The 17,885-nt window shown below is 56.4% G+C and carries 15 protein-coding genes and 1 pseudogene; 9 read left to right on the top strand and 7 right to left on the bottom strand.

From position 1 onward, the window contains the following. Nucleotides 1–15 precede the first annotated feature (15 nt). The 3 genes from AC07O1_RS22605 (at nt 16) to AC07O1_RS22595 (ending at nt 7,019) form a co-directional block, all read left to right on the top strand. Complete coding sequence (locus AC07O1_RS22605) at nt 16–1,086, top strand: helix-turn-helix transcriptional regulator (protein ID WP_495090169.1); 1,071 nt, start codon at nt 16–18, stop codon at nt 1,084–1,086. Nucleotides 1,087–1,215: 129 nt separating this feature from the next. Further along, nucleotides 1,216–3,831: a PD-(D/E)XK nuclease family protein gene (locus AC07O1_RS22600; protein ID WP_495090195.1), complete on the top strand. Its 2,616-nt coding sequence runs from the start codon at nt 1,216–1,218 to the stop codon at nt 3,829–3,831. A gap of 8 nt (nt 3,832–3,839) precedes the next feature. Further along, a complete protein-coding gene (locus AC07O1_RS22595; protein ID WP_495090168.1) occupies nt 3,840–7,019 on the top strand; it encodes a UvrD-helicase domain-containing protein in 3,180 nt (1,059 codons plus the stop codon). Nucleotides 7,020–7,403: 384 nt separating this feature from the next. Here the strand turns inward: AC07O1_RS22595 and AC07O1_RS22590 are convergent, their stop codons facing one another. Further along, nucleotides 7,404–7,856: an Lrp/AsnC family transcriptional regulator gene (locus AC07O1_RS22590; protein ID WP_495011726.1), complete on the bottom strand. Its 453-nt coding sequence runs from the start codon at nt 7,854–7,856 to the stop codon at nt 7,404–7,406. A gap of 186 nt (nt 7,857–8,042) precedes the next feature. Between AC07O1_RS22590 and AC07O1_RS22585 the strand changes: the two genes are divergently transcribed. The 4 genes from AC07O1_RS22585 (at nt 8,043) to AC07O1_RS22570 (ending at nt 10,447) form a co-directional block, all read left to right on the top strand. Further along, a complete protein-coding gene (locus AC07O1_RS22585; RefSeq protein WP_495090167.1) occupies nt 8,043–8,660 on the top strand; it encodes a LysE family translocator in 618 nt (205 codons plus the stop codon). A gap of 25 nt (nt 8,661–8,685) precedes the next feature. Further along, nucleotides 8,686–9,519, top strand: a complete 834-nt coding sequence (panB, locus tag AC07O1_RS22580; RefSeq protein ID WP_495090166.1) for a 3-methyl-2-oxobutanoate hydroxymethyltransferase — start codon at nt 8,686–8,688, stop codon at nt 9,517–9,519. A gap of 30 nt (nt 9,520–9,549) precedes the next feature. Continuing rightward, nucleotides 9,550–10,038 carry a MaoC family dehydratase gene (locus AC07O1_RS22575; protein ID WP_495090165.1) on the top strand — a complete coding sequence of 163 codons (489 nt, stop codon included), beginning with the start codon at nt 9,550–9,552 and terminating at the stop codon, nt 10,036–10,038. Nucleotides 10,039–10,318: 280 nt separating this feature from the next. Then, complete coding sequence (locus AC07O1_RS22570; RefSeq protein WP_495090197.1) at nt 10,319–10,447, top strand: hypothetical protein; 129 nt, start codon at nt 10,319–10,321, stop codon at nt 10,445–10,447. A gap of 150 nt (nt 10,448–10,597) precedes the next feature. On the opposite strand, the gene AC07O1_RS22565 is transcribed toward AC07O1_RS22570, so the two are convergent. The 3 genes from AC07O1_RS22565 to AC07O1_RS22555 are packed head-to-tail and all read right to left on the bottom strand — an operon-like array spanning nt 10,598 to nt 13,416. After that, complete coding sequence (locus tag AC07O1_RS22565) at nt 10,598–11,395, bottom strand: phosphate/phosphite/phosphonate ABC transporter substrate-binding protein (RefSeq protein ID WP_495090164.1); 798 nt, start codon at nt 11,393–11,395, stop codon at nt 10,598–10,600. Continuing rightward, entirely contained in the window at nt 11,388–12,347 is a 960-nt protein-coding gene (locus AC07O1_RS22560; RefSeq protein ID WP_495090163.1) for a fatty acid desaturase, read from the bottom strand. Before AC07O1_RS22560 ends, AC07O1_RS22565 begins: the two co-directional genes overlap by 8 nt. A gap of 37 nt (nt 12,348–12,384) precedes the next feature. Continuing rightward, on the bottom strand, nt 12,385–13,416 hold the full coding sequence (locus AC07O1_RS22555; protein ID WP_495090162.1) for an ABC transporter substrate-binding protein: 1,032 nt from the start codon (nt 13,414–13,416) through the stop codon (nt 12,385–12,387). A 389-nt stretch (nt 13,417–13,805) separates the two neighbouring features. Here AC07O1_RS22555 and AC07O1_RS22550 point away from each other — a divergent pair, with 389 nt between their 5' ends. Continuing rightward, nucleotides 13,806–14,738 (top strand): LysR substrate-binding domain-containing protein, encoded by a 933-nt coding sequence (locus tag AC07O1_RS22550; protein WP_495090161.1) that lies wholly within the window; start codon nt 13,806–13,808, stop codon nt 14,736–14,738. Between the two features lie 144 nt (nt 14,739–14,882). Here the strand turns inward: AC07O1_RS22550 and AC07O1_RS22545 are convergent. After that, a pseudogene (locus tag AC07O1_RS22545) lies at nt 14,883–15,110 on the bottom strand (NADP-dependent glyceraldehyde-3-phosphate dehydrogenase); the annotation flags it as partial. A 283-nt stretch (nt 15,111–15,393) separates the two neighbouring features. Here AC07O1_RS22545 and AC07O1_RS22540 point away from each other — a divergent pair. Beyond that, a complete protein-coding gene (locus AC07O1_RS22540; RefSeq protein WP_495090196.1) occupies nt 15,394–15,522 on the top strand; it encodes a hypothetical protein in 129 nt (42 codons plus the stop codon). A 32-nt stretch (nt 15,523–15,554) separates the two neighbouring features. On the opposite strand, the gene AC07O1_RS22535 is transcribed toward AC07O1_RS22540, so the two are convergent. Both AC07O1_RS22535 and fabF read right to left on the bottom strand, forming a co-directional pair. Next, the gene (locus AC07O1_RS22535) at nt 15,555–16,406 is read right to left on the bottom strand and encodes an SDR family oxidoreductase (protein ID WP_495090160.1); all 852 of its coding nucleotides are present in this window, start codon (nt 16,404–16,406) and stop codon (nt 15,555–15,557) included. Nucleotides 16,407–16,561: 155 nt separating this feature from the next. Next, nucleotides 16,562–17,860, bottom strand: coding sequence for a beta-ketoacyl-ACP synthase II (gene fabF / locus AC07O1_RS22530; protein ID WP_495090159.1), 1,299 nt, complete (start codon nt 17,858–17,860; stop codon nt 16,562–16,564). Nucleotides 17,861–17,885: the final 25 nt, after the last annotated feature.

The following is a 17,885-nucleotide window of genomic DNA, read 5'->3' as shown; positions in this document are numbered from 1 at the left end:
CACAAGGACATTCCCGTGCCTTCAGCCAAATCGCATTCCACGGTTAGCCGCCAGTGGGAACTGCTCAAGCATCTGCCCAAGCGTGAATCAGGTATCACAGTGACCGAGTTGCTGGCGCGTCTTGAGTCTTCCGGTTTCAAGATCAGCCGGCGCACCGTCGAGCGTGATTTGATTGATCTGTCGCTGGTCTTTCCGTTGCAGTGCAACGATGAGATCACGCCGCAAGCCTGGTACTGGACGCCTGGGGTGAATGTGGAGTTGCAGGGCATTACGCTGACCGAAGCCTTGAGCCTGACATTGGTTGCAGACGCGATCCGCCCGTTGTTGCCCGCCAGTATGCTCAGCGTGCTGGAGCCGCGCTTCGTGCATGCACGACAGAAGCTCAAGGGGTTGGAGGACGATAACCCCGCTGCCCGTTGGTTGGAGAAGGTCGCCAGTGTGCGGCCGGATCTGAACCTCCAGGCACCGGACATCGACCCGCAGATGCTGGAGGCATTGCAGAAGGCGCTGATCAATGAGCGTCAGGTGCAGTGCCAGTATTACTCTGCGCACACCGACAAGTTGAGCGAGATGACGCTCAATCCGCTGGCGATGGTGCAACGCGGATTGGTGACCTATTTGATTGCCACGGCGCATCCGTATACCGATGTGCGCCAGTTTGCTGTGCATCGTTTTCGCAATGTCGATCAGCTCGATAAACCTGTGGAGGGATTGCAGGGTTTCGACCTGCGCGAGTACCTGGCCAGCGACGCTCTGCAGTTCGGAACGCCGGCAAAGATTCAGTTTCAGGCGTGGGTGAGCGAGCGGCAGGCACGCTTGATTCGCGAGACTCCGTTGAGTACGGACATGACGCTGGAGCAGTTGGAGGATGGTTATCGATTGCGCTCGACGCTGAGCAATACCTGGCAGTTGCATTGGTGGATTCTGTCCCAAGGCGATGCAATGGTAGTGGAGCTACCAGTCGAGCTTCGGACTCAGATTGGCGACACGCTGCAGCGCGCGGCGACGGCTTATCGGCCGACGGGTGATGTCGAGAATGTGGCGGGCACAGTGGTTTCGCTGAAGAACGTGCTGGCCACGACGTAATCCGTCGCACCCCGTACGTAGGCTAGCCGCAAACAGCTCAGAAAAGTCTGTCTTTAGGTCATTACAACAACACATCGATTGCGGTGCGTTGAACCCTCAACGTTCACAAGGAGAGTCAACGTGTCTGAAATGCTCATCACGTTCGGTATGCAACTCGATGGTCAGCGGGCAACCCGGGCGAGCAATCGGCTGGGGGCATTGACAGTCGGGCCACAGGGGTTGCTGGATATTCTGGAAACTCAACTGGGTCTGGTGGCACATCAGCCTTGCGCGGCGCAGCGTACAGCGGCGTATCGGGATTGCCTGGCACACCGCAATAACGCACAGCGCTTCTATCACGCCAGTTTTTCCGCTGATGAGCTGGGTGTGGCCGCTGCGTTACTGGCCTGGCGGGATGACTTGTATCTGTACGGTTGGGACGGGTGCGTAGGTACAGATGCCAGCCTGCGCCTCAAGGACCTTGCCGAGGTAGAGATCAGAGCTCGCGAGGTGGTCGCACCTTCGATGGGACAACGTCTGCACAATGTTGCCGAGGCTCTGGCTGTACGGCGACCACCCATCAAGACCGTGCTGCTGGCTGACGATTGGGAAGTGTATCCAGTTGCCTGGCAAGCGGTGTTGCATCACCTCCCTCGCGAGCGTCTTGAGATGCCGGTGGGTACGGCGCAAGGCTTTCTGGGGCAGTTGCAGGCACAATTGCGCAAGAGCATTGCCGGTGAGCGAGTAACGCCGATGCCGTGGCAAGAGGACGGCACGGTAAAAGTCGTTCAGGCACAGACTCGAGTGTTGGGGGCGAGCTGGTTGAGCCGCTCTCTGGATGAGGGCGCGCAGACCTTGCTGGTGGCCTGCGCTGAAGGCGGTTGCCTCGACGGTTATATGGTCGGTGCAAACCAGGCTCGCCATGGCCTGAATGGCAACAGTGATTTGCGGCCGGCCCTGCAGGTATTGCCTTTGGCAATGGAGTTACTTTGGGCGCCGCTGAATTATCCGGCGCTATTGCAGTTTCTGACCCATCCGATATGCCCGATTCGACTGTTTGCCCGTCGACAGTTGGCAACCAAAGTATCGAGCATGCCCGGTATTGTCGGAGCCGCATGGGAAAAAGTACTCGAGCGTATAGCAGAGCACTACGGTGCCGAAGCGCCTCGCGTACGGGCGTCCATTGGCGACTGGCTCGAAGCTCCCGCGTTCAGTGCTGACGAAGGCGCGCCGCTGAGCGAAGTGCTGGTACGTGTCCAACGCTTGCTGGCGTTCTTTCAACCGCGCCTTGGGCACGAAGAACCTGCGCACAGTCTGGCTGCTCGGGCGGGTTATGCGCAGTGTGAGGCTGCTTTGGAAGCACTCGAGACCCTTCAGCTTCAAGGCGTCGAGCGGTTGCGTCCGCGGCAGTTGCAGCAGGTGATCGAACAGGCCACTGCGAGCGGCACGGATAATCCGTTACTGGCCGCTCAGGTCGGCGCCCATTTGACCGTTTCCCGCCCGGGTGCCGCTATTGAGAACTCGGACACGGTGGTGTGGTGGAACCTGGCCATGCCGTCATTGCCTGCAATTTCGCCGTGGTCCAAGGCGGAACTGCTGCAACTCGCAAACGCTGGTGTGGCGCTGCCCGACGGTGGGACGCTGCTGGCTCAAGCGGCCCAGGACTGGCTGCGGCCTGTTCTGGCCGCGAACTGCCAGCTGACACTGGTGCTCGCGCCGCCACACGAGGAAAGTCATCCACTTTGGCAGATGATCGAAGCGGTGGCGCAGCACCCGAAAGTGCACGCACTAGAGGACCTTCTGCATACGCCCGGCCCACTCTGTCAGCCCCAACCGTCGGTCCCCCTGCCGGTGCGCAAACGCTGGTGGAAGCTGCCGCCAGACATGCCGCTGGCACTGCCGGAAAAAGCCTCTTTCTCGAGCCTCAATCTGCTGTTGTTCAACCCTTACCAATGGCTGCTCCAGTATGGAGCCAAAATTCAGGCATCCAAGAGTCTCAGCCTGAGCGACAGCTTTCTTTTGAACGGTTCGCTTGCCCACCGTTTGGCTGAACACTTTTTCAGCAGAATGGACGCGCTGACCATGAACGCAGCGGACTTCGACACATGGTTCTCGATTCATTTCCAGCGCGTGGTTCGTGAGGAAGGGGCCGTGCTGTTGATGGAGGGGCGCGGTGCCGATCTGTCGACCCTGCGCCACCGAGTGTTGCGTGCAATGACCCAGCTGCGAGCGCACTTTGCCAATGCCAATGTCCGCATCGTAACCGCAGAGCAGGCGTTGGACGGGCAATTCGCCGGAGGCGCTCTGGCGGGTTCTGCCGACCTGGTACTGACCACAAAAGACGGGCATCGAGCCATCGTCGACATGAAGTGGGCCGGCGGCAAAAAATACCCCGAACAACTCAAGGCGAACCGCCATTTGCAACTGGCGATTTATGCCGAGTTGCTTCGTCAGGAGACCGGCTCGTTGCCGTCCGTGGCGTATTTCATTCTGGAGTCCGCCCGCCTGCTGACACCGGACGACCGCGTATTTGCCGATTCGGAACGGGTGCCCGCCAATCCACCAAGCACCACGCCCGAGCTCTGGCGGAGCTTTACCGAGACCTGGAAATGGCGTCAGGCGCAAATTACTGCGGGTCTCTTTGAAGTGGCGCTGGAGGGCATTGAAGAGGACGAGGCTTCCACACCACCCGAGAAGGCGATGCCGATGGAATACCTCAAGGAAGCCTACAACGACTACCTGGCCCTAGCCGGATGGGAGCAATGACAATGCCCATGAACGCGCACATCACTTTTATCAGCGCAGGCGCCGGTAGCGGAAAGACTCACCGGCTCACAGAGATTCTGCACCAGGAACTGCTCAGCCAGCAGGTCCAGCCTGCAGGCGTTATTGCCACCACCTTCACACGAAAAGCGGCGGCGGAACTTCGCGAGCGAGTACGCAGCCATCTGCTCGAAAAAGGTGAAATCAGCTTGGCCACCGCGATGGGCCAGGCCCGCATAGGCACCGTCAACAGCGTTTGCGGCCAATTGCTTGAGCGCTTCGCATTTGAAGCAGGCATGCCACCCCAACAGCGAGTCCTGGAAGAGAATCAGGCGAAAGTGCTGCTCAATCAGGCGATCGATCGGGTGCTGCATGGCGAAAGCATGGACAGCTTCCTCGCCATCGCACGCCGTCTGGGCCTGGAGGTCACCCATCAACAGGGCGACTATGCAAGCAATAACTGGCTCGATGAACTGCGCCGACTGTTGGATCAGCTACGCACCAACGACATCGACCTCGATCTGGCTCGTGGCTTTGCTGTCCGCAATGCCGAGGACATGCTTGAGCATTTTCCCACAGCGACCAAAACCGACTTGAGTGGTGAGCTCCTACGCATCATTCCTGATGTGCTTGGACAACTGATCGCTGCCAACAGCAAGATAAAGCTTACGGCGGACTATGTATCCCTGCTCATGGATTTCCACCGTGAGTTGCTGCAAGGCAACGCGCGCTGGAGTGCCTGGGCAAAGTTGGCCAAATCGGCCCCGGAAGCCAAGCTCAAGCCATTGGCTGCAAGCCTGACCGAAACGGTAGAGCGCTACGCAGAACACACGGACTTGCGTCGCGATATCACGGTGTATCTGGAACAGGTGTTCACCTTGGCCATCGACGCATTGCACGTGTACAGCCAGAGCAAACTTGAGCTCGGCGTGCTGGACTTTGCCGACCAGGAACACGCATTGCTGAAACTGCTGGACAACCCCGCCGTGATTCAGGTGCTGGAGCAAGAACTTGATCTGGTCATGGTTGACGAGTTCCAGGACACCAGCCCTATGCAGTTGGCAGTCTTCCTGAAGCTTTCGCGCTTTGCCAAACGGGTTTACTGGGTAGGCGATATCAAGCAGTCCATTTATGGCTTCCGTGGCAGCGACTGTGCATTGATGCAGGCCATCCTCAACGCGTTACCCGAAATGGGCGGTGAGAAACAGGTGTTGCGTAACTCGTGGCGCTCACGACCGGAGTTGGTCGAACTGGCCAACGAAGTGTTTAGCCAGGCGTTCTCCAACAGCTTGCCGCCCGAGGAAGTTCGTCTGCTACCCACCCGCCAGGATCAATTGCCTGGGCCCGCTTTTGCCAACTGGTTACTCGATGGCAGCAATGCCGAGCTACAGGTGAGTGCGTTGGCCGAAGGAATTGGCCAACTGGTGAAAAGTCGGCATCAGGTATTCGATAAAGCCACCAAAGAAATCCGTGATGTTCGTCTGGGCGATATCACCGTGCTTTGCTACTCCCACAGCAACGTTGCGAAAGTGGCTGCAGCCCTTGCCGCAGCAGGCATGCCCTGCTCCACCGCGCAGCCGGGATTGCTGGCTACCGCAGAGGCAACCCTGGCGCTGGCATGCTTGCGTCGTTTGAACGACCCCACTGATACGCTGGCTACTGCACAGATTGTCTCGTTGGCCGAGTCCGAAGAACCGGAAAGTTGGGTAGCGGAGCGCCTGCGTTATCTGAACGCAGGTCATCCAAAAGCGCAGTGGCGCGAGCAAGACGTCGACGATTATCCGGCGCATCCCTTGGTCGCGGCAGTAGCGCGGCTGCGCGCTGACCTTCCATTGCTGACGCCTGTGGAAGCGTTGCAGCGCTTGATCGCCGAGTGTGATTTGCCCTCGCGCGTCACTGGCTGGTCGACCTCAGCTGCGCAGGCTCAAAAGCGCATGGCTAACCTCGACGCATTGATCGACCTGGCGCAGCAATATGAGGACCTCTGCCGAAATGGGTTGGGGGCGGCATCGATCTCCGGGCTGGTGCTCTGGTTGGACGAAACGGCCAGCGGCAAAAACGATGCATTGGCCACACCGGCATTGGATGCCGTTCAGGTCATGACCCACCACGCCAGCAAAGGCCTGGAATGGCCGGTCGTCATCCTGATGGATTTGGCGCGCGATATTGGCGACCGGTTATGGTCGGTCTCGGCGCGCTCCAATAGCGCGTTCGATCCTCACAAACCATTGCACGACCGCTTCATCTGCTACTGGCCATGGCCGCTGGGCAAACAGCAGGCGGTACCGTTGGCCGAAACGTTCGAGCAGACCGCCCTGGCCCAGACGTGCCGAGAGGAAGCCGTTGAAGAAGCAAAACGGCTGCTCTACGTGAGCATGACTCGCGCCCGTGACTTGTTGGTGATTGCACGTTCTGGCAAAAAGATAACCGGACAGTGGCTCGACTGCATCCAGGCGCCGTGGTTGATGACAACCCCGGGCGAGCCTGTTCTGAGTTTGCCGAACGGAAAAACGCTGCCGACCGACTGCCGAACACTTACCGCCAGCAATGCGCCAGAACCTATCGCAGTTGCCACGCGAAACCTGCACTGGTTTGCCCCGCTGGGAGCTGCCGAGCCTCGCTTGCCACTGGGTTTTCAACCGTCCAGCAGCGTCACCCGATCAGTGACAGGCGCCGGGGAAAAATGCCAGATCGGCACCCGCATTGCCTTGCAGGGCAGCCCGGAAATGAGTGCATTGGGAACCGCGATTCACGCCAGCCTGTGCCTTTCGTTCACCGATCCAAGCCGTCCCGTCGTCCTGGACGAAGTGCAGCGCCTGCTGCTGGGCCACGGAGTGCACGAGCATGTAAGCGCCAGCCAGGTCATCGGTCAGCTGTTGGCCTTGCATGCCTGGATAGAGTCCCGGTGGCCGCAGGCTAAAGCCATGGCCGAATACCCGGTGCAGCAGCTGCTCACCTCGGGTCAGGTATTGAATGGTCGGATCGACCTGTTGCTGGACACCAAGGATGGCTGGGTGCTGATTGACCACAAATCCAACCCATCACCCGAGACGCAGTGGGAGCGGCTGGCAGAAGAACATGCAGGCCAACTTGACGCGTATGCCCAAGCGATTGAGGTGGCATCTGGTCGGTCTGTGAAAGAGGCGTGGATCTTCCTGCCTACGGCGGCCGGCGCCGTTCGGGTTTTCTAGCCGTAAGCGTGTTTGCGCACTGGCGTTAACGATTAATCACGGCGGTCGGGTTTCCTTCAGACCGCCTATCTCTCTAAGGAAGAAAGCATGACGTTGTATGAATCAATCCTTTTGGAAGTACGCAATGGCGTTCTGAACGATCCGTTTGAGGTTCAGGAGCTTACTTCAGAGCGTCGTAAGGTGAAGCGTCAGGACACCCCCGCATGCCAACCCGACTTACCCCTTTCGCCCAGATGCTATTACAGTAAATAGCTGAGCTTACAAACTCAGCAATCCACGTATGTGCGCGGCTCCGAACAGCACTGTCCCACTGTCTATTTTCACTAGATGCTTCAGCCCACCCCCTCCCCTTGAAAGACGATACCGCAGGGCTTACCACCGCCATCACAAAGGTAGAGGCCTATCCTGAATGACCCGTTTCATAACGAGGGTCGAGGTCAACCGTTGTACGTTGGGCAAGGTCGAAAGGCTCTCATCGTATAGCCGTTGGAAGGCCGGCAAATCCTGAGTGATGACGTGCAGCAGGTAGTCCGGTTCCCCGAATAACCTCTGGGCATCGACCACTTGCGCAATGTCAACGAGCGCCGTCTCGAAAGCCTCGACAGCTTGCCTGTCTCCCTCACGAAGCGTGGCAAACACCATGGCGGAAAAGTTAAGGCCCAATGCGCCCGGGTCCAGCTGTGCTCGATAGCCGAGCAACACACCCGACTCTTCCAGTGCCCGTACTCGTCGATGACAAGGGGAAAGACTCAGTCCCACACGCTCGGCGAGTTCGGTGACCGAAAGGCGACCGTCCTTTTGAAGCTCAGAAAGAATCTTTCGATCAATCCTGTCCATTTGGAAGAATCTCCCATCTTGTAGCGTTTTCATGACCATCTTTGAAAGTAAATTCTAACAAGATTTAACTATTATTCCTCACACCAATAATTGCCGCACTCCCTGGACCAAAGGAGCGGCGGCCTTTGATTCGCGGAGCGGGACGATGCACAGAGCGATGTGTCAGCAGCAAGAGTGGGTAACGCCATGACCTTGAGCGTTTTCGTTGCCTTCTGGGCGGTGTCGATTCTGTTCGTCATCACGCCAGGCGCAGATTGGGCCTACGCGATTTCAGCGGGCTTGAGGGGCCGGGTCGTCATACCCGCCGTGGGCGGGCTGTTGTCCGGTCATTTGATAGCCACCGTGATTGTTGCCGGTGGTGTCGGCACGCTGGTTGCCAACCACCCCGCTGCCTTGACGGTGCTTACCGTTGCCGGGGCGGGTTATCTGCTTTGGTTGGGCATCAACATGCTTGCCCGCCCCGCTACACCGCACGCTGATGACATTCAGGTGTCGGGCTCCTGGAAGCGCTGGGCGATCAAGGGGCTTTGCGTGAGCGGGCTGAATCCGAAAGTGTTCCTGCTGTTCCTGGCGCTATTGCCTCAATTTACCGACGCTGCCGCTGCCTGGCCTGTGCCGATGCAGATGATTGCGCTGGGGCTCATCCACACCGTCAGTTGTGGCGTTATCTATCTGCTGGTCGGATTTGGCTCACAGGTCGTACTGCAGGCACGCCCCGCCGCTGCTCACTTGGTCAGTCGTTTCTCCGGCGCGGCCATGGTCATCATCGCGGTCGTTCTGCTCACCGAGCAGATGCTGGGTTAATCCATTATTTCAGCGAGACGACACCATGAGCGATCAGCCTTCACCGTATGACAACGCCCAACAGGCGCCACGAGTCCGGATCCCGCATCTGAAACAAATGAAAGTAGAGGGCCGGAAATGGGCGATGCTCACCGCGTATGACATGTACAGCGCGGCCATTTTCGAAGAGGCCGGAATACCTGTCCTACTGGTGGGCGATTCCGCCTCTAATAATGTCTTCGGCAATGAGTCCACGCTATCCATCACCGTTGACGAACTTATCCCTCTGGTTCGCGCGGTCAGCCGTTCGACACGGCGGGCACTGGTGATTGCGGATCTTCCTTTCGGCTCTTATCAGGCTTCGGCGGAGCAATGCTTCCACACAGCCGTCCGGTTCATGAAAGAAGGCGGCGCGCATGCGGTCAAACTGGAGGGCGGGATCGAAATGCTGCCTCAGGTCGAGAAGCTCGTCCGCTCTGGCATACCCGTCATGGCACACATTGGTTTCACACCACAGATGGAACATCAACTGGGAGGCTACCGAGTCCAGGGTCGGGGCGAAGATGCGCAGCGCCTGATAGACAGTGCCAAAGCGTTTGAAGCAGCGGGCGCATTCGCTGTTTTGATTGAGATGGTGCCAGGAGATGTGGGTCGAGCGATCACTGAAGCCGTTTCAATTCCTACCGTCGGGATTGGCGCGGGTAGCCAATGCGATGCCCAGGTGCTGGTCTGGCAGGACATGGCCGGACTGCGCGCAGGTCGTATGCCGCGATTCGTCAAGCAATACGCCGACCTTCGTTCGGTACTTCAGACGGCAGCAAGGGACTTTGCACTTGAGGTGGGAGCAGGAACATTTCCAGGCCCCGAACATACTTTTTAACCTCCCACCCTCACCGCCCAGGGAGTCTTTATGATGAGCCCAAGAGAATGTGCTGCCGAAGATCTCCAGGTGGGAGACCGGTTCACGATAGTCCGCTGCTTTTCAGATGACGATATTCGTCAATTCGCGCAGATTTCTCGAGACTACAATCCGGTTCACTGCGATGCACGCTACGCCGAGATACGAAGGTTCAAGGCGCCCATCGCCCATGGCCTTCTGACAGCCAGCCTCGTCACCGAAATTGGCGGGCAAATCGGTTGGCTGGCAACAGGGATGAGTTTCGCGTTCAAACGACCGGTTTATGCGGGAGAACAGATCACCTGCCACTGGCTCATCGCCGACATCGATGAACTCGGTCACGCAAAAGCCGAAGTCAGGATACTCAACGCAGAGGGAATCACAGTGCTGGAGGCGACTACGACTGGAGTGCTACCGGGAACTGAAGAACGTGAACGCCTCAAACAGATGCTTTCTGACGGAGATCCTACCAACGGTGCTGAAGATTCCGACCAGAACTAGCCGTTTTGTGGGGGTAAAAACGACAAAAAATAAAAAGGGGTCGCGAGATAAAATCTCGCAACCCCTTGAATTATATGGTCGGGACGGAGTGGTTCGAACACTCGCCCCCTAGCACCCCATCTTTTTTTTCATACTTCTTGAAAGACTCCAAAATTTCACCCTGGATTCTTCGAATCTAGTATTTACTTGAGCTCCAGCGGTGTTCAGCTCTACGAGTGTCCAGGAACGCCCATCAAGAGCCGACGTTTTTGTGGGGGGAAAAGTAGGGGGAACCCATTTCATGGCCAAAATTACCATTAAAGAACTCGAGTCGCTGACCGCCAATGATGCCGGCCGAATCTTCAGGGAGGATGGCAATCCAGCCGGTCGAATCTCAATCCGTAAGGACGGTGTGTCGCTCAGCGAATAGCGCAAAATGGTAATAATCTACATGCGTACCTGATGGACATGCCGACGTATTTACCAACACAGCATACCAGTGATAAGTGCCTGGCAATCACTAAAACAACCGAGTTACCCAACTGGGCTATTTATTTTTGTTGATTGAAAACAAGTCAAATCAAGCGAGTGTTGAGTAGCCTAGCTCATTGGCTCTCTGCTGGTAGTCAAGTACCAGTTGATAATCCTCAATGCTGGACCTGACAAAGCCTTTTAGAGCCAGCGTTTGAGACAATAGCGGCACCTCTTTCAGGCACGCATTGAAAGCACCAATAACAGACAAACAAATCTCGTTCGTTGTCGTAATAGCTCCGATCAGTGGCAAAGCTGGGCTACTTGCAGTGGCTTCGAGAATACGTACTCCTCGAAGGCGACTTGGCTCATGAAGTTGCAAATATCCAAAAGTTACGGCATCGATGCAAGCCAGATCTGCTACCCCCTGAGCTACCATATTCAGACTGAGAACATGGGCACCGCTAAGCAATACTTTACGGAAAAACCTTCCATCTCGACTAAACTGAGCGACTTTGTGACGGAACAAATTCATACCACTGTTGGAGTCATACCCGTTCAGAGCTGCAACACTACCATGAAACTCAGACAGCGATTGTCGAGGGTCGTCTTCGCGGACTATTAGCCAACTGCAATGTAGATTATCCTGGCAGCCCGGCAAGTCATAACAAGGCGTTGCGATCAGTTGAACTTTGCCTTTGAGGCTATGCATCAGCGGGTAGCCACAGGTCTGTGCGAACAAGAGTTGGGGATTTAGCCATTGTTGCATCAAGTCGACCGGTTGCGAGGACTGCAATTCTCGCCCTAAACGAGCCAATACCAGATCTGTTAAGCGAGCACTGGCTTCAGCAACTAGTCCAGGCTCGGTGTACATCGACAATCCGGCAACCACCGAAACATTACTCATGACGGCCTCCAACCACAAATGGATGCTGTGGCTCGTCAATTGGGGTGACGCCATAACGATTCAGCAACGGCACATACCCGTCGAAGACAAAATCACCACTACGCCGGCGATAGGCTCGCCGATTAGCTCGATACACTCGCAGTAATAAGTACCACGGTAGCCCTGGCAGATCATGATGAACCAAATGCAGATTATTATTGAGAAACAGCAGGCGAAACGGCCAGGATGCTTCGTTGATCACGCAGCGTTGCGCCGATTCTAACGCCGGCCGATGTTCATGGAACGAACGCAACATGCTCAATGATAGCGCCGGATAAGCGACCGCCAGCATGTACAACCAAGCGGGAATACCACAATAGTATTGCAATGCCCCCAATAGGAACCCGCAAAGCGCCAGATGCGGCCCCCATCGTTTCCATGCCTCGGCCTCACCCCGCAGCAAGCGAGGTACCTTGCGCATTGCCAATTCTACAATTACCCGCAAAGGCCCTAGTATTAGACGTACCAACAAGGTCTTTTCAGCCCGCAACATCAGACGTCGTAAAACACCGGCCTCCTGCCATTGTCGGTGAGTGACATAACGGCTTTCGGGATCGACGCCCGGCACTGTCAAGCTGTCTTCTTCGTGATGCTTGAGATGGCTATCGCGGTACAACGCGAAGGGGAACCAGATAGCCAAGGGAGGAGTGCCAATCAGCGCATTAATCATGGGCCAGCGAGTTGGGTGACCGTGAATCAATTCGTGCTGCAATGACATGTAAAGACCGCCTACCAACGCCAACAATGGCAGCGTCACTAATGCGCCAAGTCGCTCATACTGGAGGACCAACAGCAGCCAACTGCTATACACTATACCAATCAATAGCCAAGTCGGCCATTCGCCTCGCGCGACCCCGGACTTGTGTAGCTTGGAAACGAAGCGCTTCTGTCGAGCACTGAGGTAATGATTCATTAAAATTTTCTCCGTTCAATTCGCATGTATCTTCCCTTCAAAGCAAAGACTCATCGATACGCTTGGCAACTTCTGCGGGCACCCACTGGACCCAAATTTCACGATGTTCACGTAAGAACTTCGTTCTGACTTGCTCCACCCTCATACGACCGACACTCATTTCGGCAAGAACCTGGTTGAACACTGGCAAGGGCAATTGGACCTTCTCAAACAAGCTGATTAATTGAGGAGCTTGCTCGTGCAGAGATCGAGATACACCGATAGTTAGTTTGGTCGGCAATGAACTCCCGCCGATGGGATGTTCGTTGTTCTGATCCGACAAAGTTGCCCAAGAAGCCTCACTAAAAGGGGGCTCCTCAAGCTTGATCAGCTTGAAACGCCCCATCAGCGGAGTCGGTGACCAGTAGTAGAACAGTACCGGTTGGCGCTGACGCATAGCGGAACTTATCGCGGTATCAAGCGCCGCACCGGTGCCTGTACGGAAGTTGGTAAAACTATCCTGCAGCGCATAAGCTTTGAGCTTCTGGCTGTTAACCAGCTCGCAGGTCCAACCACTTGGGCAATTGAGAAATCGCCCCTTGGACGGCTCCTCGGGATCGCTGAACAATGTCTTATAGCGCGGCAGATCGGCTACAGACTTGAGTTCCGGCGCCATCGGCTCGATGCCGTGTTCGGGGTCGCCCTTTACGACGTATTCCGGCACCCACCACCCCTCGGTAGCTCCCTGAACAGTCTCTCCGACAGAAAATACTTCACCGGTTTTTTCTGCCTCTCGCCAGATCGGACTGCGACCTGCCCATTGTTCGGCCGAAACCTGAATGTCGTTATGCCGCAGGGCATTTTCCATAGTGATGGTATTGCCTGGTAAAGCATCGGTCTGACAGCCATAACCCTTTTCCAATACGTAACGCAGCACCTCAGTAGTAAACATTCCGCTTTCCCAATTTAAGCCAGCAAATACCACCGGTTTTGGATAGGGACAGTTAACGTTATTGGCAGCGAAAGATATCCGGCTTGCCAGAGCAACCAGCAACACTAGGCCGGCGAAGGCAATACGAGCTATAGACATGTAGTACTCCTGCATGAAATACAATGAATTCTGAATGAGCCGTATGTGCGCATCTGCACTGCAGCCACTCGTCCGCTATGGATTGGAGCCATACATGCACACTTGTACATACATGACCAGGCTTCCTGATCAGCAAAAAACAGGGCAGATTTTCGGCACGTGCCTTATAAGTAACTCATGGTGTTTAGATGGTTATTTTTTCCAAAACCCAACCCGGCGACCTTTCTTGGGGCGACGAGAGGAAAGTTGCACCAAGTTGGCGATTTCTTCGCGTACAGCGTCATTTGAAATCAGCTATCGCTTACAGAGTTAATTATTCACCCCCAATATATATACAGGCACGAACAGGTTAAACTCTATAAATACTGGAGTAAATACGGTAAATTCTCATGCAATCCATGCTTTCAGATCATGTATTAGTCAGCCCTAACTTCAGCCGTCGATTGCCACCATTGCATGCGTTGGAAGTGTTCGCCGCGGCAGCTCGCTGCGGCACGTTCAGTCGCGCCGCCAAGGAGCTTTTCGTCACTCAGAGCGCCATCAGCCGCCAGGTTCAACAGTTGGAGGAATACCTAGGGGTAACACTCTTCATTCGCCATAAGACCGGCCTTCGCCTGTCTCCTGAAGCTAAAGCATTGCTACCAGTGGTTGATGATGCTTTCGCGCGACTGATCAACATGTGCAACAGCCTACGCAACGCAGGCCAAGTATTGACCTTACGCATGCCTCCCACCCTGGCGACGCGCTGGTTTCTACCGTTGCTACCGGGACTACGCACCGTGATGCCAGATATGGACGTACGGGTAACCACCTACGACGCCTGGGAGCCACGCTTCGAAGATAGTGACATTGATGCTGCGATCATTCAGGGGCGGGGTGACTGGAAGGATGTCGAGATCATTCCTCTGATGCAGGAGCGGTTAACGCCAGTCTGCTCACCAGAACTAGCGAAGCTGCTAACCGAACCTGCCGATCTGAGGTATCTGCCCCTATTGCATTGTATTCCGGTACAGGGCTGGAGTCGGTGGCTGGAGGCGGCCGAAGTGGATGGAATAGCCGCTCACCGAGGACAATCGTTCGACACCCTGGATCTCGCTTTATCCGCGGCGACCCGCGGACAAGGCGTCGCCCTGGGGGATTTGAATCTGGTGCGCGAAAGTCTGAACGACGGTGTGCTTGTTGCACCGTTCGATATCGAACTCAACCAAGGTATCTCTTACTATCTGATTTATCCGACTCAACGCGCCCAACTACCGAAAGTTCGTGCGCTACGCGAGTGGCTTCAAGCAGCCACAATATGTACCTGCTCACATAAGCCCTGAACATACCCAGACAGCACCGCAGGGTGCTGCTTGGCTACAACCATTTTTCCAGTCTGCCCGTCGGGCAACCGACGACTCCTGAAATAAACCTGTCAGGGAATACATCGATGACACTTCAGACTGCGGGTCGTCATCGCCCCCCCCTTAAAAGATGTAATCGGTGATCAGAAAGTCCGATTCGCGACCGCGAATGATCTCGCTGATCAACTGCTTGTTTTCTTCCTGGAACTTCGCAGCCACCAAGGTCCGGATCGAGAACACCTGCAATGCGTCATGCACCGGCAAGGTGCCTTCAGCCGAGTTCTTGCGCCCGTTGAACGGGAAGCTGTCCGGACCGCGCAGGCATTGGGCGTTGAGGTTGATGCGCCCAACCAGTCGTTTTGTAGGGGTAAAAACGTCTAAAAATAAAAAGGGGTCGCGAGATAAAATCTCGCAACCCCTTGAATTATATGGTCGGGACGGAGTGATTCGAACACTCGACCCCTAGCACCCCATCTCCTTTTTCATACTTCTTGAAAGCTTCCAAAATTTTACTCTGGATTTTTCCAAGCGAGTATTTACTTGAGCTCCAGCGGTGTTCTGCTCTACGAGAGTCCAGTAACGTCCATCAAGAGCCGACGTTTTTGTGGGGGGAAAAGTAGGGGGAACTCATTTTATGGCCAAAATCACCATCAAAGAACTCGAGTCGCTGATTCCCAACGATGCCGGCCGAATCCTTCGGGAGGATCGCAGCGACTCAGAGTGGTGCTTTCCCAACAAGCAGGATGTGAATGCGCTTCCTTGACTGGTTTTAAACTGCTGCTTGCCGGCAGTTCGTCAGAGCGCCTTTAGCGCACGTTCGACGCTGATAGCAAGCGGCGTGGTTGGCCTCCCGATAAGTTCAGCCAAGGCACGCTCGTTGCCGTAGAGAGCCCCCAGGGAGGCGCTGACGTCATAGGAAGCCAATGCTGCGGCAAGCCCCTTCGGCAAGCCAACACCTTCGAGCGCGGCGGCGTAGTCGGCTTCCGGGAGGTTGCGGTAAGGGATGTTCTTGCCGGTCTGCTTCGAGATTTCCGCCGCCAGATCAGCCAGCGTCCAAGAGGTATCGCCGACCAGTTCGTAGGTAGTGTTTTCATGGCCGTCAGCAGTCAACACCACTGCGGCGGCTTCGGCCAGATCCTCGCGTGTCGCTGACGAAATCCGGCCTTCGCCTGCACTACCAAACAGCGCGCCGTTAGCCAGCGCCACACCAGCGAAACCTGTGTAGTTTTCTGTGTACCAACCATTGCGCAACAGCGTGTAGGAAAGTCCGGACGCCTTGAGGGTAGCCTCGGTTGCGCGGTGTTCGTCGGCAAGGGGCAGCACGGACGAGTCAGCGTGCAACACGCTGGTATAGACAATGCGCTTGATGCCGGCCCTCTTCGCCGCCGCAATGACGTTGCCGTGCTGCGCGGCGCGCTGACCGATTTCGCTGGAGGAGATCAACAGCAAGGTTTCCACTCCGGACAACGCCGCATCCAGCGTCTCGGTCTTGGAATAGTCGAACGCCCTTGCCGCAACGCCCAGCGCTTCTGCCTGTTCCGGCTTGCGCACCAGGGCAAGAATGCTGCTCGTGGAGGTTCGCTGCTTGAGGTTCTCGATGACGATGCGGCCCAGTTGGCCGGTGGCGCCAGTAACGGCAATGCTCATGATGTCACTCCTTGGTGAACGGAAGGGTTGAAGAAATAGCCATGATCGACTGTAGGATTCAGGGTGCGTTGCGGGCAACTTAGGCCTCTGGCCGCTACTCATCGATTGCCTCCTGGTAGCGCCAGGTTTGATGGATCTAGTCCGTCATTTGAGCGTCACACTTCAGACTCAGACTCCCAACGGCGAAACAGCACGCTGGCGTTAACACCGCCGAAACCGAACCCATTTGAGAGCGCATGCGTGATCGACAACTGCCGAGCGTTGAGTGCGACCAGATCAAGTCCGCCGGCCGCCTCATCGGGATGATCGAGATTCAGCGTGGGCGGCACCACCTGGTCGCGAAGCGCTAGTACGGTGAACACAGCTTCAATGCCTCCGGCCGCTCCCAGCAGATGCCCGGTGGCGGACTTGGTCGAGCTGATCGCGACGCTAGAGTCGCTCCCGAATACCGAGCGAATCGCTGCCAGCTCGCCTTTGTCACCGACCTGCGTGGAGGTCGCATGTGCATTGATATGCTGAACATCGGCAGGACTCACAGCCGCCTGGCGAAGTGCCTGTTCCATGGCGCGGCGTGCACCGCTGCCGTCCTCCGGACCCGCCGTCAAGTGATAGGCATCGGCGCTGGTGCCGTAACCGACCAGTTCCGCCAGTGGCTTGGCTCCACGAGCCAACGCATGCTCCAGTGACTCGATCACCAGTAACCCGGCACCTTCGGACATGACGAAGCCGTCACGGTCGCGATCAAAGGGACGTGAAGCCTGCTGTGGGTACTCGGCAAAGCCAGTTGATAGCGCGCGGGCCGCCGCAAAACAACCCAGGGTTACACGGTCTATCGCTGCTTCGGTACCGCCGCATATGGCGATATCCGCCTCACCACTTCTGATGATTCTGGCCGCATCGCCGATGGCTTGTACCCCAGCAGCACAGGCTGTTACCGGAGCGCCGAGCGGCCCTTTGAATCCGTTCCGAATGGATACGTGCCCGGCCGCCATGTTGGCGAGAAAAGACGGCGCGGTGAATGGCGACAATCGGCGAGGACCACGCGCATCGGTGGTGCGGACAGCGTCGGCAATCGCGCCAAAGCCACCCACGCCCGATGAAATGATCGTGGCGGTCCGCTCCTGGTCTGTGACTTCTGTCGGATGCCAGCCTGCCTGCTCCAGAGCTTCGTGCGCTGCCACAAGTGCAAACTCGATGAAGCGATCCATCTTCTTGCGATCCTTGGCCGAGATCATGCGCTCCGGGTCGTAACCCGCGATGGCATCATCTTCTAGAGACGGCACCTGGCCGCCTACTGCAACGCCCGTACCCTCAGTAATATCGGCAGGCAGGTTACGGATGCCAGAACGCCCAGCCAGCAGTCTCTTCCAGACTTCTTCTACTCCGCATCCCAGAGGCCCGACAATTCCGACGCCCGTGACCACGATTCGCTTTTGACCTTCGAGATTAATCATTGAACCCTCTTCATTTTTCAGTCGA

The sequence above is a fragment of the Pseudomonas sp. GW821-FHT07G10 genome (genome assembly GCF_059418545.1).
This window is presented reverse-complemented; position numbering and strand designations above follow the sequence as displayed.